The organism is Burkholderia sp. GW821-FHT14F03, from assembly GCF_058803765.1.
Genome location: NZ_JBXAPG010000079.1, coordinates 1 through 19,573, shown reverse-complemented (window position 1 = coordinate 19,573; position 19,573 = coordinate 1). Strand labels below are relative to the sequence as shown.

Sequence of the window (19,573 nt, the reverse complement as noted above, 5' to 3'; positions counted from 1 at the left end):
CCCCCCCCCCCCCCCCCCCCCCCCCCCCCCCCCCCCCCCCCCCCCCCCCCCCCCCCCCCCCCCCCCCCCCCCCCGCGGCCGGCTTACAGATGCTCGGCGAGGAAGCTCAGCGTGCGGCCGTGCGCGAGCGCGGCGGCGCGCTGGTGGTAGGAGGCGCGGTCGGTGCAGTTGAAGCCGTGTTCGGCGTCCGGGTACAGGTGGAAGGCCGCGTTCGCGCGGCCGGCGAACGCCTGCCGCACCTGGTCGACCGCCTCGGGCGGAATGCCGTGGTCGTGGCCCGCGTAGTGGAACACGATCGGCTGGGCGACCTTGCCGGCGACGTCGAGATGGTTCTGGATGCCGCCGCCGTAGTAGGCGACGGCCGCGTCGACCGAACCGGCCGCGGCGGCCAGATAGACGAGCCGGCCGCCGAAGCAGTAGCCGATCGCGGCGAGCTTGCCGTCGACCTCGGGCCGCGCGCGCAGCGCGGCGGCCGCCGCGCCGAGATCGGCCACCGCGAGGCCGACGTCGGTCTTCTGCAGTAGTTCGATGCCCTTGTCACGGTCCGCGCCGTCGTAGGTCAGTTCGACGCGCGGCTGGGTGCGCCAGAACACGTCCGGCGCGAGCGCGACATAGCCGTCCGCCGCGTACTGGTCCGCGACCGCGCGGATATGGCTGTTGACGCCGAAGATTTCCTGGACGATGAGGACGGCGGGCCCCTTGCCGCGTTTCGGCAGCGCAAGGTAGCCACCGAAGCTGTCGCCGCCGGTGGGGATGTCGATCCATTGGGAAGCCATGCAGATCTCCTGGCAGGCGGAGCCGGTCGGCTCCGAGATTGAGTGAAAAAGGCGCGCGTCAGTGTGCCATCAATCGGGCGCGGTTGCAGTCGACGCACGGGGCCCGCGCCGCGCGACGCCGGCCGGGCGGATCTGGATCCGTTTCGAATGCCGCATCGCCTCCGTTTCAGGCGTCGCGATCACGCATGCCTCGACTTGTCCGCCGGCCATGCCGTTCGCCGCGCGGGCGGCGACGGCGAGCGTGATTCGCGCCGCGATGGCGCGGCGTCGGACGCCGGCACGCTCGGCTGCCAGGGCGGCGCGTCGTGCCGATGGACCTGTTCGCGGTCGAGGCGGGGGCCGCGCGCGGTCAGGCTGTTCGCGTTGCCCGAGAGGACGCCCGGCGACGCGACCGTGCAGCGCGCCTGTTGCGATCGATCCGCTGCGCGCGGTTGTCGGCTTGCCACCCGGCGCGCCGCTCGACACGCCACGCGGTTCGCGCGGTTCGTGCTCGGCGTGCTCGCGCGCGAACGAGGGCGACGACCGGTCGCTGCGGATCGGATGGAGCATGACGCTCGGCCGGCGACGCGGCGCGGCGCGCTCGAGTGCTGCGTTCGCCGACACGGCGGCCGGCGAATGGCGAGACGCGCTCGGGGCGGCATGTTCGTTCGAGCGGCGCGCGACGCCGCTTGCAGCCGTTGGGGATGGCTGAATTATTTCAGAGCGAAGCGCTTGATTCGAAACATTAACGGTGGGCAATTCTTATATTAATGTCGCCTTTCATTTCGTATCCTAATCAGCGGAAACCCTTATCCAACGCAGGTTTCCGGCAATCTTTGCTGCGCCGCTATTGGTACTGGTCCCAGTTTCTTAAAAAAAATCCTGGAATTAATTTGATCACCTACACTTTCGCGCAAGTACGAGGGACGCCGGTCCGGCGGCCCGCGTGCTTGTGGCCAAGTGCATGAGTGATGCATCCGGCGCGCGTCAGTAACAGGCCCATGCGATGACGTGGGCGGCGGGGCACTGGCGACGACGTTTTCTGGGACCGAAACTGGAGACTTACATGACTATTAAGATGCCGAAGTTGTTGCCGATGGGTGCGGCAGCCATGCTGTTGGCCGCGGCCGCCACCAACGCGACGGCCGACCAGGTCGTCAAGATCGGCCACGTCGCGCCGCTGACGGGCGGGATTGCCCACCTGGGCAAGGACAATGAAAACGGCGCGCGCCTCGCCATCGAGGAAATCAACGCGAAGGGCCTGACGATCGGCGGCGAGAAGATCACGCTCCAGCTCGACGCGCAGGACGACGCGGCCGACCCGCGCACGGCCACGCAGGTCGCGCAGAAGCTGGTCGACGACAAGGTCGTCGCGGTGGTCGGCCACCTGAACTCCGGCACCTCGATCCCGGCATCGAAGATCTACAGCGACGCTGGCATCGTGCAGATCTCGCCGTCGGCGACCAACCCGGCCTATACGCAGCAAGGGTTCAAGACCACCTACCGCGTGGTGGCGACCGACGCGCAGCAGGGGCCGGCACTCGCGAACTACGCCCAGTCGAAGGGCATCAAGAGCGTGGCCGTGGTCGACGATTCGACCGCCTACGGCCAGGGTCTCGCCAACGAGTTCGAGAAGAAGGCGAAGGCGCTCGGGCTCAAGGTGATGTCGCACGATGCGACCAACGACAAGGCGGTCGACTTCCGCGCGATTTTGACCAAGATCAAGGGTGAGAATCCGGACGCGATCATGTACGGCGGCATGGATGCGACGGGCGGGCCGTTCGCGAAGCAGGCGAAGCAACTGGGCCTGCGCGCGAAGATCCTCGCGGGCGACGGCGTGTGCACCGAGCAGCTGTCCGATCTCGCGGGCGACGCGGCCGACAACGTGGTGTGCTCGCAGGCGGGCGCGGCGCTCGAGAAGATGCCGGGTGGTGCGGCGTTCCAGAACAAGTACCAGAAGCGTTTCGGCCAGCCGATCCAGATCTACTCGCCGTTCACCTATGACGCGGTCTACATCGTCGTCGACGCGATGAAGCGCGCGAACTCGGTCGATCCGGCGAAGATCCTGGCGGTGATGCCGGCCACGGACTACAAAGGCGTGATCGGCGAGACGGTGTTCGATGCGAAGGGCGATCTGAAGCACGGCATCATTTCGCTCTATGACTACAAGGGCGGCAAGAAGACGTTCCTCGACCAGGTGAAGATGTAATACCGGCGGCGACTCGCGAGGGAACGGGCGCGCATGCGGCAACGCATGCGCGCTTTGTTTTGGCGGCGCCGTTCAGATTCAGATCTTGAGGCGGCTGAGCACCTTGGGCGCGGCGACGGCGACGAGCGCCGCGCACAACGCGACGACCGACAGGCCGACAGGCAGGCTGGCCATCTGCGTGACCGCGCCGATCACGACCGGGCCGAACATCAGGCCGAAGTACGCGAGCCCCGCGACATGCGCGAGCCCTTCGGCCGCGTGGATGCCGGGCACGCGCGCGGCGGCGGCGAACAGCACCGGCATCATGTTCGCGAGGCCGAGCCCCATCAGCGCGAAACCGGTGAGCGTGGCGACCGCGTTGGGCAGCAAGAGCGCGCCGATCATCCCGGCGCAGGCGAGCGCGGCGCTCGCGAACACGAGCTGCGGCGCGCCGAAGCGGGCGCGGATCGCGTCGCCGCCGAAGCGCGCGGCGGCCATGCCGCCCGAGAACGCCGCATAGGCGGCGCTCGACAGCGCGGGCGTCGCGCCCACGATGTCGCGCATATAGACCGTCGCCCAGTCGTACATCGCGCCTTCGGCGATCAGCGCGACGAGTGCGATCGCGCCCAGCATCCACAGCGCGGGCGAGCGCCAGCGGCTCGCGTCGGCGTGGCCGTGCGCGGCGTCGGTGTGCGGCACGTGCGGCAGCACGGCGGGACAGGCGACGAGCAGGACCCCTGCGCTGACGAGCGCGGCGAGCGCGAGATGGACGGCGGGCGGCATGCCGGCTGACAGCAGCGCCCCGCCCGCGGCCGCGCCGGCCAGGCCGCCGATGCTGAACATGCCGTGCAGGGTGGAAATGATCGGCCGTCCGACCGCGATCTCGACCGCGCTGGCTTCGGCATTCATCGCCACGTCGAGCGTCGCCATCGAGAAACCGAACAGCGCCAGCAGCGCGAGCAGCAGCGGATAGGTGGGCACCACCAGGATCAGCGCCGCGCAGGCCGACATCGCGAGGCCGCCCGCGAGGCACGCGGTGCGGTTGCCGACGCGGGCGATCCAGCGCGCGTTGGTGGTCATCGCGACGATCGAGCCGGTCGCGACCGCGAGCAGCGCGTAGGACAGCAGCGCGGGGCTCAACGAGAAGCGGTCGCGCACGGTGGGCACGTGCACGCCCCACGAGGCGTACATCATGCCCGCGACGAAGAACAGGGCCATCGTCGCGTTGCGGGCGCGCAGGCGGGCGGGCATGGGAAGGCGGCGGTGAGCGGCGGGCGGGGCCGGCAGCTCGGAGGAAGCGGGATCGGACACAGGGAAGCTCGACGAAAAACGTGCGCTCGGGGCCGGCTGGCGGAGCGCTTGATGGAACCAGCGCCCGATTCTAGCGGAGCAGGGTGACGGGCGCTTGCGCACGGCCGCGAAGCGGGCGATGCTTTTCGCGATCGGTGGAGCGCCCGATGCCGGGGTGATCGCGCCAAGTTTCCGTCCCATGCAAGGATCTCACTTGAACATACCCGCCGCCCTGCCGCTTCATCTATTGCATCGCAACCTGCTCGGCACGCTCGCGACCCGGATGCGCGCACCCGAGGGCTATCCGTTTCCGACCGTCGTGCCGTACGCGCTCGACGCGCGGCACCGGCCGGTGATTCTCGTGAGCGGGCTCGCCGAGCACACCCGCAACCTCGATGACGATCCGTGCGCGGGGTTCCTCGTCGTGGACGGCCTCGGCACGGGCGCGAAGGCGCCGGGCGAGGTGCTGGAGGCGGCGCGCGCGACGCTGGTCGGGCGTTTCGAACGGGTCGACGACGACTCCTATCTGCGCGCGCGCTACCTGCGCTATCACCCGGACGCCGCGCGCTACGTCGCGCTCGGTGATTTCTCGTTCCGGGCGCTGGCGAGCGAGCGGATTCGCTATATCGGCGGGTTCGGCCGGATGGGCTGGGTCGAGGCGACGGCGCTCGACCCGCTCGCGCCGCTGTCGTTCGACGAGGAGCAGGCGCTATGGGCCTGCGCGGACGCGCTGCCGTCGCGGCGCGCGGACCTTGCCCTGCTGGGCGTGGATCGCCACGGCGCCGACTGGCGCTGCGGCGGGCGTCTGCTGCGCACGCCCTTCGATGCGCCGCAAGCGAGCGGCGCGGCGCTCGAAGCGGCGCTTCAAAATGTCGCAGTCACGAATTTTCACGCGTTCGATGCGGATCGCTAATTGATGGAGTGGGCGCGCATTGATTCTGCATTAACAAGATAAGACATCACGCCGGGATGCGGATCGCCACGAACCTTTCGTTTGATGAAAACTTTGATTTGCTTTTTACAAAGCAGTTGCGCGGCTTGAAAACTTAAAATGTGCACCGAATACCCCTAATGTTCGATCCTGGTAAGCGATAATTGAATACGCTGCCGGCGCTGGTCAAATTGAACAATCAAAACACAAATAACAACATTTATTTTCAGCCCGATCCGATTCCCGTCATTCTTTTCTGTGCTAACCTCTGTCCTCATTATCCGAGGCATCAATACATGTTAAATGGCGAACCGGCTCAAGACCGGCGTCGTTTGGTCAGATAAAAGGGAATTTATGTCTTCTTACAAGGACCTTCTCGCTCAGCGCGAGAAGCTGGAGAAGCAGATCGAAGAGGCGAAGTCGCGCGAATACGCGGAAGTGCTCAATGACGTGAAGCAGAAGATTGCCGATTATGGCTTTTCGCTCGTGGAACTGGGGCTGGGCCGCGGCAAGGCAGGCAAGGCGGGTCGTCCGCGTGCGGGCGTCGCTGCCAAGTACCGCGACCCGGAGAGCGGCGCAACCTGGTCGGGTCGCGGCAAGCCGCCCCGCTGGATCGCCGGCAAGAACCGCGAGCAATTCGCGATCTAAGCTTCTCGGGCATCGTCCGCCGCAAGGCGCGCAAGGGCTACGCCCCCCACGGGGTGCGTGGCCTTTTGTCTTTTCAGGCCGTGTCGCATCCGCCGAAACGCCGCGCGCCGATGCTGCCGGATTCGAAATGAAAATGCGTAGCATTTTCATAAGCGATTGATTTTACTGGTTTTTTCTTGTTGGCGACATACTCGCCGGCCGGCCGGCTTGATAGAATCCCGGATATCAGCCAGCTAAATCCGGTATTTCATGTCCACATTTCCGAAAGACGATCCGAGTACCGAAAAGCAGGTCGTCGCCCGCAACAGCACATTCGTCAGCATCGTCGTGAATGTGGTGTTGTCCGCGTTGCAGATCGCAGTCGGCGTAATTGCACATTCTCAGGCCTTGATTGCCGACGGGGTCCACTCCTTATCCGATTTGGTCTCCGATTTCGTGGTCTTGATCGCGAACCGGCATAGCGGAGCCAAGCCGGATGCCGACCATAATTACGGTCATAGCCGCTATGAAACCGTCGCCGCGCTGTTTCTCGGCGCGATTCTGATTGCGGTCGGGGTCGGCATGCTGTGGCGCGCGGCGGAACGGATCGTCCATCTCGACGATATTCCGGCCGTGCATGTCAGTGCACTCGTCGTGGCGGTTATCGTACTGGTATCGAAAGAGGCGCTGTTTCGTTATATGTTGCGAGAAGCCCGGCGCGTGCGATCGGCCATGCTGGTCGCGAATGCCTGGCATGCGCGCTCCGACGCCGCGTCGTCGCTGGTGGTCGCGATCGGCATCATCGGCAGCCTGGCCGGCGTGAAGCTGCTCGATCCGATCGCCGCGGCGCTCGTCGGCTTCATGGTGGCGCGGATGGGCTGGACCTTCGGCTGGGATGCGCTGCAGGATCTGTCGGACCGCGCGCTCGACGACGACGCGGTCGCCGAGATCCGCGCACTGCTGGCCGCCACGCCCGGCGTGCGCGACGTGCACGACCTGCGCACCCGCAAGATGGGCGACCAGGCGCTCGTCGACGCCCATATCCTGGTCGATCCGCGGATCTCCGTGTCCGAGGGGCATTTCATCGCCGAATCGGCGCGCCTGCGCGCGCTGGGCGATTCGCGCGTCCTCGACGCGCTGATTCACGTCGATCCGGAAAACGATGCCGCGCGGCGCCCGGCGCTGGCTCTGCCGCTGCGCGCGCAGGTCACGGCGCAACTGGAAGCGGCGCTCGCGGACGCCGGTCTGCGGGCGCGGACGGTGAATCTGCACTACCTGAGCAGTGGCCTCGAGATCGACGTGGCGCTGGCGGCCGAGGCGAGGGCGACGCCGGGCGGCACCGATCCGGTCGCGCAGCTCGACCTCGACGCGCTGCGCCGGCGGCTCGGCGCGCGCCGGATCGGCATCACGCGTGCGCTGGCCGACGCCCCGCAGCCGGTCGCGGCGACGGGGCGGGCCTGACGCGCCGCGCGCCGCTCAGAGCGGCAGCTGCGTGTCGAACTTGATCTCGCGCAGCACGACGCTGGTGCGGACCTGCGAGACTGCGGGGATCTTGAAGATGCGCTCGTGCAGGAACACGTCGTAGGCCTTGATGTCGGGCGCGACGATCTTGAGGATGTAGTCGGCCTCGCCCGTCGTGCTGTAGCACTCGGTCACCTCCGGGCAGGTCGCGATCTCGCGTTCGAACTGCTCGACGCCGCCCTCGTTGTGGCGGGTCAGGTGGACATGCGCGAGCGCGCACACATGCAGGCCGAGTTTCTCGCGGTCGAGCAGGGCGGTGTAGCGCTGGATCACGCCGGACTGTTCCATGTCCTTGATGCGGCGCCAACAGGGCGTGCTGGAGAGCCCGACCTGATCGGAGATCTCCTGCACGGAACGGCGCGCGTCGAGCTGCAACAGGCGAAGGATTTTTTGCGAAAAGGTATCGAGAGTCACCTGTGCCTCCGGGGGCAGGTACACCATTTCTCAATGGTAGAGGCCGGAGAAAGGAAAGGCAACAAAGTGCGCGGAATGCGAGCAGTATTCGCTAACTCGCCGATTAATCCGTGGCATTTTGTGCTGCCTCGTCCGTTGCGATCCAGCGCGCCTGCTGGGCGCGCAGATCGGCCAGCATGTTGCAGAACAGCGCCCCCTGTTCGATCGCGTCGTCGAGCGCCACATGGGTATGCGGATGCTCGTCGAACCAGTGGCGCGGAAAGCGCGGCTTGATCGCTTTCCGGTACGGCAGGCCCGTCATCGCGAAGGCCAGCGTCTTGATGTCGAGCGCCGACCACGAGAACGGGCAGCGCCCGGCGAAGCGCATCATGTACCAGAACATGAAGGTGAAATCGAAACCCGCCGGCATCGCGACGAACACCGGCTTGCCGGGCAGCGCCTCGACCCACTCGACGTAGGCGACGAGCGCGGCCTCCGGCTGCTGCAGATCCTTGCGGCAGGCCGCCCAGGCCTCGGGCTGGGTTTTCCACCAGGCCTCCTGCACCGGATGCGCGGTGGCGCCGGGCAGGGTGTGCAGGTTCGCGGAGAAGGTGGCGATCAGCTGCTTGTCCTCGGTGTAGGCCGCGGACGCGAAGCTCAGCATCGAGTGCGGGCCGGGAATCGGACCATCCGCCTCGACGTCGGTGCTCACATAGATCTCGGCGCTCATCCCGCCACCCCATCCGCGACGAACGGATTCGTGCGGCGCTCGTCGCCGAAGGTCGACACCGGGCCGTGGCCCGGCACGAAGGTGACATCGTCGCCGAGCGGCCAGAGCTTGGTGCGGATCGCGCTGATCAGGTCCGCGTGGTTGCCGCGCGGGAAATCGGTGCGGCCGATCGAGCCCGCGAACAGCACGTCGCCGACGATCGCGAGCCGGTGCGCGCGGCTGAAGAACACCACGTGGCCGGGCGTGTGGCCGGGGCAGTGATAAACCTCGAGCGTTTCGTCGCCGAACGTGACGGTATCGCCGTCGTTGAGCCAGCGATCGGGCTCGAAGGTGTCGGCGGCCGGGAACCCGAAGCGCTCGCTCTGCGCGGGCAGCTTCTCGATCCAGAAGCGCTCCTCCTCCTGCGGGCCCTCGATGCGCACGCCATAGTGCGTCGCGAGCGTCTTCGCGCCCGCGCAGTGATCGATGTGGCCATGCGTGAGCAGCACCTTCTCGACTTGCACGTTCTGTCGCGCGACCTCTTGCTGGATCACGTCGAGATCGCCGCCCGGGTCGACGACCGCGGCGCGGCCCGTCGCTTCGCAGACGAGCAGCGAGCAGTTCTGCTGAAACGGCGTGACGGGGATGAGCGTGACTTTCATGGCATCGGCAACGGCTGAAAACCTCGATTGTACTGGTCGCGCGCGCGGCCCGTTCGCCTGTCGCCGCGGCTGCACCCGTGCAAATGAATCACATGTCGATTGTTACAGTCATAGTGAGAATCAATGAGCGCGCCGGGCCGTTTTTGAGTCGTTGCTTTTCGTTTATGTATAATGCGGCCCATTGTGCGTGGAAGCCACGCTATCAGTGGGCGTTCAGTCACCATAAATGGTGCAACAACGCCGTCAATGCAAGAGCCGCCGGGGTGACCGGCGGTGCATCTCGGTACCGATTCGTTCGGTGCTCACGTCTTGTCCGGCCGGGCGCTGCGCGCCCGCTGCGGCCTTGCTGCCGCGCCGTCGGATGAGGCCTATGCCGCCGTTCCTGTGCGTTGGAGTTTGCGACGCGCGCGAACAGGAAACCCTGTTCGATGGCGGCATATGGGGTCTGGTCAGGCTGCCGGGGACAGGTTGCGCCAGACGTGAAAGCTAATCAGGACGGTCGCGGCAGCACCTCAGCCGCACCAGTGCAAGCGCCTGCTCGACGCCGAGCGGGGCGTGCGCGCATATCCGTCCGGACCGTTCATGGCAGTTCACGGTCCGCACTCATAGGCGACACGTCGATGAATTTTCGATTACCGAGGCATCTCGGGACACTGGCGGTTTTTTTCGCGCTGACAGGTTGCGCGGTGCCACCCAGCAATGCTCCGGAACAAGCCAGCGCGAAGAAAGATGCGCTGCGCACCGCGTCTGACACAGGCGTGGGCACGACACTGAATTTCGACACGGCGCTGGCCTCGATGCCCGCCGCCGGAACGTCGGACGCCGCGCGCGCGTCGCTCGCCGACGCCAAGCCGATCGATGCGGCCGATGTGTCCGATTTCCGGCAGACCGGCAAGGCCTCGTGGTACGGCAAGGCATTCCATGGCCGCCGCACCGCGAACGGCGAGCGCTTCAACATGAACGCGCTGACCGCCGCGCACCGGACCTTGCCGCTCGCGTCGTACATCCGCGTGACGAACCAGTCGAACGGCAAGTCGGTGGTGGTGAAGGTCAACGATCGCGGCCCGTTCGCGCGCGGCCGGGTGCTCGACCTGTCGTACGCGGCGGCGAAGATGATCGGCCTCGTGCATTCGGGCACGGGGCGCGTGAAGATCCAGGGGCTGTCGCCGCAGGAAGCGCAGATCGCGCGCGACGAGATGCTCGCGTCGGTTTCCGCGTCCGTCTCCAAGTAAGGGACGCGCCGCGCTTCACCATCCATCAGGGCCGCCTCGCGCGGCCCTGATGCTTTTCAGCCGCGCCGTTTCGGCGCGAAGCTCGATCTCAGGCGTCCTTCAGCGTCAGCGCACGCGCATACAGCGTGTTGCGCGACGCGCCTGTCAGCGCCGCGGCCAGCTTGGCCGCGCTCTTCACCGGCACCTCTTCCAGCAGCAGCTTCAGCAGATCGTCGTGGGCCGCCGGGTCGTCGCCTTCCTCCACCTGCGGCGCGCCCTCTACCACCAGCACGAACTCGCCGCGCGCGCGGTTCGCATCCGTGGCGAGCCAGCCCGGCCCTTCGGCCAGGGTGCCCTGGAACAGATCCTCGTGTAACTTCGTCAGCTCGCGTGCGACCAGCAGGCGGCGTGCGCCGCCAAGCCCGTCGGCGAGCGCGGCGAGGGTCTCCGCGATGCGATGCGGCGCTTCATAGAACACCAGCGCATACGGGTGCCCCTTCAGTTGCTGAAGGGCGGCGGCGCGCTGTTTCGGCTTCGGCGGCAGGAAACCCGCGAACGTGAACGCGCCGGCCCAGTCGCCGGCGACGCTGAGCGCCGTGGCGGCCGCGTTGGGGCCGGGCAGCGGGATCACCGGGAGTTGCGCGGCGCGCACCGCGTCGACGAGCTTCGCGCCCGGATCCGAGATGCCCGGCGTGCCCGCGTCGGAGACATACGCGATGCGTTCGCCGGCGCGCAGCAGTTCGATCAGCTTGAGCGCGGCCTCGCGTTCGTTGTGCTCGTGCACCGCGACGAGCGGCTTCGAGATGCCGTAGCGGGTGAGCAGCTGGCCGGTGTTGCGGGTGTCCTCGGCGGCGATGCGGTCGACAAGCCCGAGCACGTGGAGCGCGCGCAGCGTGATGTCGGCGGTGTTGCCGATCGGAGTGGCGACGACGTAAAGCGCGCCGGCCGGATAGTGCTGCGCTTGGGCGAGTTCGAGGAGAGCGGTCATGACACGGAAAGCGCGGGAGCGCGGCGCGGGCGGAACAAGCACCGCATTGTGCCACGCCGGCGCGGCCGCGGAGGCCGACAACTGTCGGGCGGCGGCCGGGTCCAGGCGCGTCGGCGCCGCGTTCGAGCAACGCGCGCGCCGCTTCCTGGAGCGCGAGCGGCTCGTGTTCGTGGCGGCCAACGTGACGGTGCGCGGCGGCGAGATCGATCTCGTGATGCGCGACCGCGACGGCACGCTCGTGTTCGTCGAGGTGCGGGCGCGCGCGAGCGGACGATACGGCGGGGCGGCGGCCAGCATCGGCATGCGCAAGCGGCGCCGCATCCTGCTGGCCGCGCAGACGATCTGGGCGCGCGCGGGCGGCGACAGCGCGTGCCGCTTCGATGTGGTCGCATTCGAGGCGGGGCGGCTCGTGTGGTTGCGCGATGCATTTCGGGCCGACGACCTTGGCTAGGCCTCGCCGAGGTTGTGTCGAGTTGTAAAGAGATCCGGCAAACGGCCGGGAGAGGCGCGCGGAGTACGGTAAACTCGCGGCACTCACGATGCCGCGCGAAACGGATCGCGCGTAGTACCCGATAGGAATCGATGTCAGTCGAACGTATACAACAACACATCCGCGACAGCGCGGCGCTCACGCTTGAAGCGCTGGATGCGCTGTCCCTGCCGATCGCGGCGGCCGTCGACGCGATGTTCATGGCCCTCGCGAACGGCAACAAGATCATCGCCTGCGGCGACGGCCCCTCGTCGGCGGCCGCCGCACGGCTCGCGGGCGCGCTGCTGGGCGGCTTCGAGCGCGAGCGCCCGAGCCTGCCCGGGCTCGCGCTCGCCACCGATGCGAGCCAGGCCGGCGGCGACGCCGTGCAGTTGTTCGCGCAACAAGTGCGCGCCTTCGGCCAGATGGGCGACGTGCTGGTGGTGTTGGACCCGCTGGGCGAATCGGCGCGCGTGCTGGCCGCCGTGGACGAAGCCCGCGAGCGGGAAATGACGATCGTCGCGCTGACCGGCAACGGCGGCGGCCCGCTGGGCGGCGCGCTGACCGATGCCGATATTCACATCTGCGTGCCGTCCAAGCGGGCGATACGTATTCAGGAAGTCCATCTGCTGACCATCCACTGCCTGTGCGACGGCATCGACGCGATGCTGCTGGGCGAGGATTGAATCGAAGGAGAGCTGTCGATGAGTACAAGCCGCGTCAGATTGACGCTAATGCGGACCACGCTCGTGGTGGGCCTGACGGCCGGCCTGGCCGCCACCTTGCAGGGCTGCGTGCTGGCCGCCGTGGGAGCGGCGGCGGGCGGCGGCGCACTGGTTGCGACCGACCGGCGCACGCTGGGTGCGCAGACCGAGGACCGCGAGATCCAGGTCAAGGCGCTGAGCCAGATCAGCAGCGGCCTGCCGGATCAGTCGCATGTGAACGTGACGGTGTTCAACCGGCGCGTGCTGCTGACGGGCGAGGTGCCGAGCGATGCGGCGAAGCAGCGCGCCGAGGAAATCGTGCGAGGCATCAACAACGTCAACGCGATCGTGAACGAACTGGTGGCGGCCGCGCCGAGCACGCTGTCGTCGCGGGCGAACGACTCCTACCTCGAAGGGCGGGTGAAGACCGCGCTGATCGGCGAGAAGGGGATTTCGGCGAACAACTTCAAGGTCGTGTGCGAGCGCGGGAATGTTTACCTGCTGGGGCTCGTGACGGCGGATGAAGGCAGCCGGGGCGCCGATGCGGCGAGCCGGGTGTCGGGCGTCGAGAAGGTCGTGAAGGTGTTCCAGTACATCAAGCCGCAGGATGCGCAGGCGCTGACGGCCGCGGCGCCGGCCAGCGGCGCGTCGGCGGCCTCGGCGGCCGCGCCGGCGTCGGATGGCGCGACGGTGGGGACGGTGCCGGATTCGGCGGTGACGTCGACGCCGCTGCAGGCGCCCGCGCCAATCTCGAATTCGAGCAGCGTGCATCCGGGCAATCCGAAGACGGGGAATCCATGAAGGTGAAGGTGTGGGGCAAGGCGGGGGCGATGGCAGGGCTTCTCGCGGTGGCGCTGGGCGGCGCGGCGGTCGCGCGCGCCGATGTCGGCGACGGGCTCAAGGTCGCGCGCAGCAATGCCTGCATGGGCTGCCATGCGGTCGACCGGAAGCTGGTCGGCCCGTCGTTCAAGGAGATCGCCGTGCGGTACAAGGGCGATGCGCAGGCCGTGCCGAAGCTCGTGAAGAAGGTGAAGGACGGCGGCTCCGGGGTGTGGGGAGCGATTCCGATGCCCGCGCATCCGCGCATGAGCGACGCCGATGCGAAGGCCGTGGTGGAGTGGGTTTTGGCCGGCGCGCCGGTGAAATGATCTGGCTCAACCGCCCTCGCTGACTAGGGGCGGAGGGTTATTGCCAAGCGCCGAAAAAGGTGTGTATGATGGTCGGCTGTTGGGGCGGTAGCTCAGCTGGGAGAGCGTCGCGTTCGCAATGCGAAGGTCGTGAGTTCGATCCTCATCCGCTCCACCAACGAATTCAAAAGGGCTTAGCCGATTGGCTAGGCCCTTTTTCTTTGGCTGATCGATTCACGCGCACATTTTGCGCCGTCGCACCTTGGCCGGAACGCGTGTTGCCACCGCCATTGCCATCGGGTCTTCGGTTCGATCCTGCACTTCTGCCGGTGTCTCGTCGCACACCGTGCGTTCACCTTCCAAGCAGCGATTCGCGGACACCTGTCGACCAGGGTATCGCGCAGCGCTGCACCGGACTCCATCCCATGAAAACCATCGTTCGAGCAGTGCCGCGCGACGCCGGGCGAGATCTTCATGCACAGGGACGCACCTTGCCGCCCGCCCCAGGTTATCCCCCCACCCCTGTGGATTCCCCATGAATAACCCACGCACTTTCCTGTGGAGGGATTCTTGACAACCCCGCCGCGCACAGCCGAACGAGAAAGTTGTTCAAGGCTTATGCCGGATGTTCACGCGCGGTCCGAAGGGTTTGAGATTTCCTAGCGGGTTGACCTACCTTACATTTTTGGGATTATCCACAGCTTCGCAGGGTGCTTGTTAACTAAACCTATGTATACATATACATAAGGAAAAACCCTGGGGACAACACCGGATCGCAGCCTGCCCAACCTCTGTGCGCCGTCGCGATTCGTGGCTCAGCCGGTTCGCCACGGATAAGCGGCGAGCAGCCGGAGCATCAGCAGCAGCATGGCAACGCCCACGGCGCCATCGAGCTTTCGCCAGGTGCCCCGGCTACGCAGCAATGGCGCGGTCACCTTCGCGCCCAGCGTAAGCAACCCGAACCACACCACCGACGCCGCCATCGCCCCGCCTGCGAACAGAACCTTGGCCACCCCCGCGTGAATCGTACTGAACGCTCCCACCACCAGCACCGTATCGAACCACGCATAAGGCGTGAGCAGCGCATGCGACAGCGCCTGCTTCACCACCTGCCATCGCGAATCGAGCGCGGTCTCATGCGCCAGTTCGTCGAGTCCGTCCTCGAACCCGACATAAGCCGACCGAAACGCATGGAAACTGAAATACAAAAGATACCCGCTGGTGAGCATCATCCCGGTGACATGCAAGCGGTGACCCCCTGCGAACGCGGCCCCGAGCCCGATCACGCCCAGCGTGATCAGCAGCGCATCCACGGCGGCTCCGATGGCCATGAGCATCGGCGCATGACGCCCATCGAGGCTGTTCCGGATCGTGAACGTATCCTTGGGCCCGAGTGCGATCAGCAGGCCCAATCCCAGCAGGAAGCCTTCGGCGAATGAAAGATATGGCACGTCAGTTCCGTTGGACGTGAAAACCAGCGCACGGCGCGCCGTGCCGGAACCGGGTGTTCGCGGCGGCGCCTCGGGCCGGAGGGGAGGGTCGCCAGTGGAAACGGCAACGCTTCTTGTTCTTCGAACAGCACGACAGGCGTCCAACCGGGGGCGCCGAACCCCCACGCCGATCAGGTGATACCGGACCGATCGCCAACGCCACCATCACGCGTTGACGGAGACGCTCGCCCGCCGGCGAGCGCCGACCTCATCAGATCGCGCAGCGCGCGATATGGAAACGCAGTTCCGGCTCTTCGGGATCGCCGCTGCCGCTGCGCGGCCGATAGACGCCAATCGTGGTGCCGGTCGCGCCGATCGGCGCGAGCGTGACCATCCAGTCGGAATCGGGCGACGACGGGCCGACCAGCAGCGTGGTCGAGCCGCTGCGGTCCGTGACCCGCGCCTGCGGCACGCGGTCGACGATGCATTGCTCGACCGCGGACGCCGGACGGGCCGACGACACATAGATCAGCGGCGCGTTGCCACCGCCGGGCACGCCGCCCACGGTGTCGTTGCTCGGGGAGCCGGCGCAGCCGGCCATCACGGTGACCGCGCCGGCGAGCAGGCAGCGGGCGAACATCTCGGTGGATTTCATGGATCGATTCAACTCTCATACGGCGAAGCGGCCGGCTGACCGGCGGCGCTTCGATTCGACAAGGACGGGATACGGCTTTCGGCCCTACCGCGCATCGCAAAGGGGCCCGCGCCGCGCGGGATCGAGGGGCTTGCGCCCAGCTGTCTCGCAGCCTAGCAAGCCACTTGCGACGATGGTGTTAGAAATTGTACGTCGCGCGTTGTGCGGCGAGAGGAAGAATTCCACTCCGCATGCGTCCATGCCGACGATCGCTCCGATCCTGAAGAATCCGAATTAAGGTGAAAGAAGCGCGCGCGGCATGACGTGCGAGCCGGGTCGCCTGCCCAAGCCCGTCAATTCCTTCGAAAATGGGCGGCGGTTCGCGCGTTCCACGTCGAGCTGTGTCGAGAAGCCGGGTCCGAGGTGTGAATTTGTATGCGATTTTGTCCGCGGATATGTCGGGACAGCACGCGTTTTTCCCCGCAAACCCGCGGATGAATCGACGAAACAGGCAACAAAACCTGACGCGCGGCATTCTCGAAATATCCTGCGATCCGAATCGAATGACGCGGCTATCCCCTTGATGTTCAACGTGAAGTTCCGAGGCTCGACCGACCCGCAGCAAGCCTGTCAACCCACCGTGATTTCGAGGCGTTATAGAACCGGTGCGTGAGTGCCTGCACTGAAAAGATTCCTTACGTTTTGTTGCAGGACAGGCGGGGGACTTCGGCAATACTGGCACCCGGTGCAGTTGAAAAGCATCGTTTCTTATCGGGCACTACCGTTCAGACATTCAAGGAAACAACAATGAAGAAGATCATCGCTTCGCTGGCTACCGCTGCTGTCGCACTCGCATCGGCTTCCGTGTTCGCACAAGACGCAGCACCGGCCGCCGCGTCGGCGCCGGCAGCTGCTTCGGCAGTCAAGCATGACAAGAGCAAGCCGAAGCACACGATGAAGCAACACGGTACGACGAAGGGCAAGGCGAAGGCCGCTGCCGCGTCGGACGCCGGCACGAACGACAAGGGCGCAGCGCAGTAAGCGCGCACCCTGCGGCTGCCCAGGCGGCCGCCACGGTTTGACCGAGCGAACCCCGCAAGCCCTGGCTTGCGGGGTTTGTTTTTTCAGCCGCGCGTCAACGTGCGACGGGCGTCGCCGATACGCTGTCCATCAGCGCGCGCATGCGCTGCCAGTGCGAGCCTTCCCAGAATACGCGCCGGCACACATCGCAGGTCGCGAAGCGCGCATGCCGCTGCAGCACGCCGGGCGGCGCGCGGCCGATCGCATCGGCGGCGGGAAGCGGCCGCAGCGGTGCGTTGCAGGTCAGGCACAGCCGGAACGGCCGCGCGCTGCGCGCGAGATCGAGCCGCGCGAACAGCGCGCGCAGCTGCGCTTCCGGTTTCAGCTCGCGGACGTAGCAGCCATGCGTGATCGCGCGCCGCTTCAATAGTTCACGGTCGCGGGTGAGCACGATGCGCGCGTCGCGCGCGGCGATCGTTTCGATCAGCGCGTCGGGGTAGCGATTGTCGTAGAGGGTGTCGAAGCCCGCGAGGCGCAGCAACTGGGCGAGGCCGCCGAGGTGCGCGTCGGCGATGAAGTGCGTGACGCGCAACGGCGTCGCGCGCACGCGCAGCAGCGGCGCGATGTCGAAGGTCTCGAAAGTCGGGTAGACGGCCACGCGGTCGCCGTCCGCGAGCATGCGTTCGAAGGGCGCCGATTCGCCGTTGACGAGGATCAGTTCCACCTCGGTATGCGGCACGCCGAGCGTTTCGATCACGTGCTTGACGGTGGCGGCGTTCACGCACGCATGGTCGAACGCGTGGCCGCGCAGCGGCCGCGCGAGGAAATCGTTCAGTTCCTCATAGAAGCGGAAAGTCACGGTGGCCATGCGATCAGTATGGCACCGGATCCGGTTCCGCGGGGTCGGCCCGCGGGGCGTCGCCTGCAGACGTCGCGCGGCTGTGCTTTACTCCGAGCTTCTCTTTCTTCCACACGGAGCGATCGATGGAGATCGGATTCATCGGCCTGGGCGAGATGGGGGCCGCGATCGCGGCCAATTTGCTGAGAGCGGGGCACCGGGTGCGCGTCTGGAATCGTTCGCCGGAACGGCTCGCGGCGCTCGTCGAGCACGGGGCGCAGCCGCTTGCGTCGCCGGCGGAGGCGCTGACGGGCGATGCGCTGTTCTCGATGCTGGCGGACGATGCTGCGGTGCGGGAAGTGTTCGACGCCGCGCTGCTCGACCAAGCGCCGCGCGGCCTGATCCACGTGAACATGGCGACGGTGTCCGTCGCGCTCGCCGAGTCGTTCGCGCATGCGCATGCCGAACGCGGGCTGAACTACGTCGCCGCGCCGGTGCTGGGCCGCCCGCACGTGGCGTCGGCCGGCCAGCTGACGATCATCGCGGCGGGGCCGGCGGAGGCGATCGACCGCGTGCAGCCGGCCTTCGATGCGGTCGGCCAGAAGACCTGGCGGCTCGGTTCGCTGCCGCAGCATGCGAATGCCGTGAAGATCGCGGCGAACATGACGATCGCGGCGGCGATCGAGACGATGGGCGAGGCGGGCGCGCTGCTTGCCGCGCACGGCGTCTCGATGAACGATTACCTCGACGTGATCACGCACAGCGTGCTTCCGGGGCCGATCTACCAGGGCTACGGCACGATGATCGCCGAGTCGCGCTACGAGCCCGCGTTCTTCAAGGCGCGGCTCGGCCTGAAGGACGTGCGGCTCGCGCTCGCGGCGGGCGACGCGGCGGCGGTGCCGCTGCCGGTCGTGAGCGTGGTGCGCGACAGCCTGCTCGAAGCGGTCGCGCATGGCGACGGCGACAAGGATTTCGCGGTGCTCGGGCAGGTGGCGGCGCGCCGCGCGGGCCGTTGATCGTGCGGGTGGCGGATTTTGCTGCATAATCGTCGCTTTCATTTCGACAATGCGAGCGGAGGCGGCGATGAACCTGCATACCTGGTGGCTGTACGTGGCAACAGTGTTCGTCATCTCCGCGATTCCGGGCCCGAACATGCTGTTGGTGATGTCGCACAGCGCGCGCCACGGGCTGCGTCACTCGACCGCGACGATGGCGGGCTGCCTGACGGCGCTGATCGCGATGCTGTCGGTATCGGCGGCGGGCCTGGGCGTGTTCCTGAAGGCCTGGCCGGCGATGTTCAATGTCCTGCGCTTCGCGGGCGCGGCCTACCTGATCTACCTTGGCGTGAAGGCCTGGCGGGCGCGGGTGGATGAGGCCGCGCCGGCGGCCGAGGCGGAGGCGGGCGCGGCTGCCGTGTCCGCCTCCCGCTGGACGCTGTTCCGCGGCGGCTTCCTGGTCGCGGGCAGCAATCCGAAGGCGATCCTGTTCGCCGCCGCGCTGCTGCCGCAGTTCATCAACGCGGCCGAGCCGACGCTGCCGCAATTCGGCATCCTGGTCGCCACCTTCGCGGTGATCGAGGTGAGCTGGTACGCGGTCTATGCACTGGGCGGCGCGCGGATCGGCGCGACGCTGAAGCGCGCGAGCTTCGCGAAGGCGTTCAACCGCCTGACGGGCGGGCTGTTCGTCGGCTTCGGCACGATGATGGCGCTGGTCCGGCACTGAATATCGCCGGGCGCGGGCAGGGACGCCGCGCGCACCGTCCGAACGCCCCGCGTTTCCTGGAAGCGCGGGGCGTTTTCATTGGCGCTGGGCAAATTGCAGCACCAACCCGGTGCAAAAATGAGATGGTTGTCTAATTAGAACCAATAGTCGAGGGAAAATCCTTATTTTCGATATGGAAATGTTGCATTGCGTCAATCAACCGGGTATAGTCCGTCCTGTCTCCTCCATGTCTCCTCTGATATGGATTCAGCCCGCCTCTACAGGCGGGCTTTTTTTTGGTTCATCGCGGATTACCGGGGAAGGCAGCGCGGATCTTGAGGAAGAAGTATTCCTCATCCCGGTAGCCGTAGGCCC

22 protein-coding genes and 1 tRNA gene are annotated in these 19,573 nt (G+C 66.8%); 13 read left to right on the top strand and 10 right to left on the bottom strand.

Annotated features, from left to right (window positions below):
• Positions 1-83: 83 nt before the first annotated feature.
• On the bottom strand, positions 84-776 hold the full coding sequence (locus tag AC1RQF_RS31875; protein ID WP_274000586.1) for a dienelactone hydrolase family protein: 693 nt from the start codon (positions 774-776) through the stop codon (positions 84-86).
• A gap of 69 nt (positions 777-845) precedes the next feature.
• Complete coding sequence (locus tag AC1RQF_RS31870) at positions 846-1,325, bottom strand: hypothetical protein (protein ID WP_274000587.1); 480 nt, start codon at positions 1,323-1,325, stop codon at positions 846-848.
• A gap of 496 nt (positions 1,326-1,821) precedes the next feature.
• Here AC1RQF_RS31870 and AC1RQF_RS31865 point away from each other — a divergent pair, with 496 nt between their 5' ends.
• On the top strand, positions 1,822-2,964 hold the full coding sequence (locus AC1RQF_RS31865; RefSeq protein ID WP_274000588.1) for a branched-chain amino acid ABC transporter substrate-binding protein: 1,143 nt from the start codon (positions 1,822-1,824) through the stop codon (positions 2,962-2,964).
• A 78-nt stretch (positions 2,965-3,042) separates the two neighbouring features.
• Here AC1RQF_RS31865 and AC1RQF_RS31860 read toward each other — a convergent pair whose 3' ends face one another.
• Positions 3,043-4,194, bottom strand: a complete 1,152-nt coding sequence (locus tag AC1RQF_RS31860) for an MFS transporter (RefSeq protein WP_274004416.1) — start codon at positions 4,192-4,194, stop codon at positions 3,043-3,045.
• A 253-nt stretch (positions 4,195-4,447) separates the two neighbouring features.
• Here AC1RQF_RS31860 and AC1RQF_RS31855 point away from each other — a divergent pair, with 253 nt between their 5' ends.
• The 3 genes from AC1RQF_RS31855 (at position 4,448) to AC1RQF_RS31845 (ending at position 7,252) form a co-directional block, all read left to right on the top strand.
• Positions 4,448-5,146, top strand: coding sequence for a HugZ family pyridoxamine 5'-phosphate oxidase (locus AC1RQF_RS31855; RefSeq protein WP_274000589.1), 699 nt, complete (start codon positions 4,448-4,450; stop codon positions 5,144-5,146).
• Between the two features lie 372 nt (positions 5,147-5,518).
• On the top strand, positions 5,519-5,812 hold the full coding sequence (locus AC1RQF_RS31850; RefSeq protein ID WP_274004418.1) for an H-NS histone family protein: 294 nt from the start codon (positions 5,519-5,521) through the stop codon (positions 5,810-5,812).
• Positions 5,813-6,061: 249 nt separating this feature from the next.
• Positions 6,062-7,252 (top strand): cation diffusion facilitator family transporter, encoded by a 1,191-nt coding sequence (locus tag AC1RQF_RS31845; protein WP_492874055.1) that lies wholly within the window; start codon positions 6,062-6,064, stop codon positions 7,250-7,252.
• 15 nt (positions 7,253-7,267) lie between these two features.
• Here AC1RQF_RS31845 and AC1RQF_RS31840 read toward each other — a convergent pair whose 3' ends face one another.
• The 3 genes from AC1RQF_RS31840 to AC1RQF_RS31830 all read right to left on the bottom strand — a co-directional run bounded on the left by AC1RQF_RS31840 (position 7,268) and on the right by AC1RQF_RS31830 (position 9,076).
• Positions 7,268-7,726, bottom strand: a complete 459-nt coding sequence (locus AC1RQF_RS31840) for an Lrp/AsnC family transcriptional regulator (protein ID WP_252981918.1) — start codon at positions 7,724-7,726, stop codon at positions 7,268-7,270.
• A 103-nt stretch (positions 7,727-7,829) separates the two neighbouring features.
• On the bottom strand, positions 7,830-8,435 hold the full coding sequence (locus AC1RQF_RS31835; RefSeq protein WP_274000591.1) for a 3'-5' exonuclease family protein: 606 nt from the start codon (positions 8,433-8,435) through the stop codon (positions 7,830-7,832).
• Entirely contained in the window at positions 8,432-9,076 is a 645-nt protein-coding gene (locus tag AC1RQF_RS31830; RefSeq protein WP_274000593.1) for an MBL fold metallo-hydrolase, read from the bottom strand. The genes AC1RQF_RS31835 and AC1RQF_RS31830 overlap by 4 nt, the downstream gene beginning before the upstream one ends.
• Positions 9,077-9,696: 620 nt before the next feature.
• On the opposite strand from AC1RQF_RS31830, the gene AC1RQF_RS31825 reads away from it, so the two are divergent.
• Positions 9,697-10,308 carry a septal ring lytic transglycosylase RlpA family protein gene (locus AC1RQF_RS31825; RefSeq protein WP_274000594.1) on the top strand — a complete coding sequence of 204 codons (612 nt, stop codon included), beginning with the start codon at positions 9,697-9,699 and terminating at the stop codon, positions 10,306-10,308.
• Between the two features lie 88 nt (positions 10,309-10,396).
• Here AC1RQF_RS31825 and rsmI read toward each other — a convergent pair whose 3' ends face one another.
• On the bottom strand, positions 10,397-11,275 hold the full coding sequence (rsmI, locus tag AC1RQF_RS31820) for a 16S rRNA (cytidine(1402)-2'-O)-methyltransferase (protein WP_492874051.1): 879 nt from the start codon (positions 11,273-11,275) through the stop codon (positions 10,397-10,399).
• On the opposite strand from rsmI, the gene AC1RQF_RS31815 reads away from it, so the two are divergent.
• The 5 genes from AC1RQF_RS31815 to AC1RQF_RS31795 all read left to right on the top strand — a co-directional run bounded on the left by AC1RQF_RS31815 (position 11,274) and on the right by AC1RQF_RS31795 (position 13,753).
• Complete coding sequence (locus tag AC1RQF_RS31815) at positions 11,274-11,726, top strand: YraN family protein (RefSeq protein ID WP_274000596.1); 453 nt, start codon at positions 11,274-11,276, stop codon at positions 11,724-11,726. The genes rsmI and AC1RQF_RS31815 overlap by 2 nt on opposite strands.
• 131 nt (positions 11,727-11,857) lie before the next feature.
• Positions 11,858-12,430, top strand: a complete 573-nt coding sequence (locus AC1RQF_RS31810) for an SIS domain-containing protein (protein WP_274000597.1) — start codon at positions 11,858-11,860, stop codon at positions 12,428-12,430.
• A gap of 18 nt (positions 12,431-12,448) precedes the next feature.
• On the top strand, positions 12,449-13,249 hold the full coding sequence (locus AC1RQF_RS31805; RefSeq protein ID WP_274000599.1) for a BON domain-containing protein: 801 nt from the start codon (positions 12,449-12,451) through the stop codon (positions 13,247-13,249).
• A gap of 29 nt (positions 13,250-13,278) precedes the next feature.
• A complete protein-coding gene (locus AC1RQF_RS31800) occupies positions 13,279-13,596 on the top strand; it encodes a c-type cytochrome (protein ID WP_274004420.1) in 318 nt (105 codons plus the stop codon).
• Positions 13,597-13,677: 81 nt separating this feature from the next.
• Positions 13,678-13,753, top strand: a tRNA-Ala gene (locus AC1RQF_RS31795).
• Positions 13,754-14,390: 637 nt separating this feature from the next.
• Here the strand turns inward: AC1RQF_RS31795 and AC1RQF_RS31790 are convergent.
• Both AC1RQF_RS31790 and AC1RQF_RS31785 read right to left on the bottom strand, forming a co-directional pair.
• Positions 14,391-15,026: a LysE/ArgO family amino acid transporter gene (locus AC1RQF_RS31790; protein WP_274000600.1), complete on the bottom strand. Its 636-nt coding sequence runs from the start codon at positions 15,024-15,026 to the stop codon at positions 14,391-14,393.
• A 250-nt stretch (positions 15,027-15,276) separates the two neighbouring features.
• Positions 15,277-15,660 carry a hypothetical protein gene (locus tag AC1RQF_RS31785; protein ID WP_492874048.1) on the bottom strand — a complete coding sequence of 128 codons (384 nt, stop codon included), beginning with the start codon at positions 15,658-15,660 and terminating at the stop codon, positions 15,277-15,279.
• A 786-nt stretch (positions 15,661-16,446) separates the two neighbouring features.
• Between AC1RQF_RS31785 and AC1RQF_RS31780 the strand changes: the two genes are divergently transcribed.
• Complete coding sequence (locus AC1RQF_RS31780; protein WP_274000602.1) at positions 16,447-16,680, top strand: hypothetical protein; 234 nt, start codon at positions 16,447-16,449, stop codon at positions 16,678-16,680.
• Positions 16,681-16,774: 94 nt separating this feature from the next.
• On the opposite strand, the gene AC1RQF_RS31775 is transcribed toward AC1RQF_RS31780, so the two are convergent.
• Entirely contained in the window at positions 16,775-17,527 is a 753-nt protein-coding gene (locus tag AC1RQF_RS31775; RefSeq protein WP_492874046.1) for a Mut7-C RNAse domain-containing protein, read from the bottom strand.
• A 116-nt stretch (positions 17,528-17,643) separates the two neighbouring features.
• Between AC1RQF_RS31775 and AC1RQF_RS31770 the strand changes: the two genes are divergently transcribed.
• Both AC1RQF_RS31770 and AC1RQF_RS31765 read left to right on the top strand, forming a co-directional pair.
• On the top strand, positions 17,644-18,513 hold the full coding sequence (locus AC1RQF_RS31770) for an NAD(P)-dependent oxidoreductase (protein ID WP_274000604.1): 870 nt from the start codon (positions 17,644-17,646) through the stop codon (positions 18,511-18,513).
• Between the two features lie 67 nt (positions 18,514-18,580).
• Positions 18,581-19,219 carry a LysE family translocator gene (locus AC1RQF_RS31765; protein WP_274000606.1) on the top strand — a complete coding sequence of 213 codons (639 nt, stop codon included), beginning with the start codon at positions 18,581-18,583 and terminating at the stop codon, positions 19,217-19,219.
• Positions 19,220-19,573: the final 354 nt, after the last annotated feature.

Bases quoted from the DNA above. Each gene is read 5' to 3' on its own strand.
- AC1RQF_RS31875 (WP_274000586.1), bottom strand. From the start codon at position 776: ATGGCTTCCCAATGGATCGACATCCCCACCGGCGGCGACAGCTTCGGT.
- AC1RQF_RS31870 (WP_274000587.1), bottom strand. From the start codon at position 1,325: ATGCTCCATCCGATCCGCAGCGACCGGTCGTCGCCCTCGTTCGCGCGC.
- AC1RQF_RS31865 (WP_274000588.1), top strand. From the start codon at position 1,822: ATGACTATTAAGATGCCGAAGTTGTTGCCGATGGGTGCGGCAGCCATG.
- AC1RQF_RS31860 (WP_274004416.1), bottom strand. From the start codon at position 4,194: ATGCCCGCCCGCCTGCGCGCCCGCAACGCGACGATGGCCCTGTTCTTC.
- AC1RQF_RS31850 (WP_274004418.1), top strand. From the start codon at position 5,519: ATGTCTTCTTACAAGGACCTTCTCGCTCAGCGCGAGAAGCTGGAGAAG.
- AC1RQF_RS31845 (WP_492874055.1), top strand. From the start codon at position 6,062: ATGTCCACATTTCCGAAAGACGATCCGAGTACCGAAAAGCAGGTCGTC.
- AC1RQF_RS31835 (WP_274000591.1), bottom strand. From the start codon at position 8,435: ATGAGCGCCGAGATCTATGTGAGCACCGACGTCGAGGCGGATGGTCCG.
- AC1RQF_RS31830 (WP_274000593.1), bottom strand. From the start codon at position 9,076: ATGAAAGTCACGCTCATCCCCGTCACGCCGTTTCAGCAGAACTGCTCG.
- AC1RQF_RS31825 (WP_274000594.1), top strand. From the start codon at position 9,697: ATGAATTTTCGATTACCGAGGCATCTCGGGACACTGGCGGTTTTTTTC.
- AC1RQF_RS31815 (WP_274000596.1), top strand. From the start codon at position 11,274: ATGACACGGAAAGCGCGGGAGCGCGGCGCGGGCGGAACAAGCACCGCA.
- rsmI (WP_492874051.1), bottom strand. From the start codon at position 11,275: ATGACCGCTCTCCTCGAACTCGCCCAAGCGCAGCACTATCCGGCCGGC.
- AC1RQF_RS31810 (WP_274000597.1), top strand. From the start codon at position 11,858: ATGTCAGTCGAACGTATACAACAACACATCCGCGACAGCGCGGCGCTC.
- AC1RQF_RS31805 (WP_274000599.1), top strand. From the start codon at position 12,449: ATGAGTACAAGCCGCGTCAGATTGACGCTAATGCGGACCACGCTCGTG.
- AC1RQF_RS31800 (WP_274004420.1), top strand. From the start codon at position 13,279: ATGGCAGGGCTTCTCGCGGTGGCGCTGGGCGGCGCGGCGGTCGCGCGC.
- AC1RQF_RS31785 (WP_492874048.1), bottom strand. From the start codon at position 15,660: ATGAAATCCACCGAGATGTTCGCCCGCTGCCTGCTCGCCGGCGCGGTC.
- AC1RQF_RS31780 (WP_274000602.1), top strand. From the start codon at position 16,447: ATGAAGAAGATCATCGCTTCGCTGGCTACCGCTGCTGTCGCACTCGCA.
- AC1RQF_RS31775 (WP_492874046.1), bottom strand. From the start codon at position 17,527: ATGGCCACCGTGACTTTCCGCTTCTATGAGGAACTGAACGATTTCCTC.
- AC1RQF_RS31770 (WP_274000604.1), top strand. From the start codon at position 17,644: ATGGAGATCGGATTCATCGGCCTGGGCGAGATGGGGGCCGCGATCGCG.
- AC1RQF_RS31765 (WP_274000606.1), top strand. From the start codon at position 18,581: ATGAACCTGCATACCTGGTGGCTGTACGTGGCAACAGTGTTCGTCATC.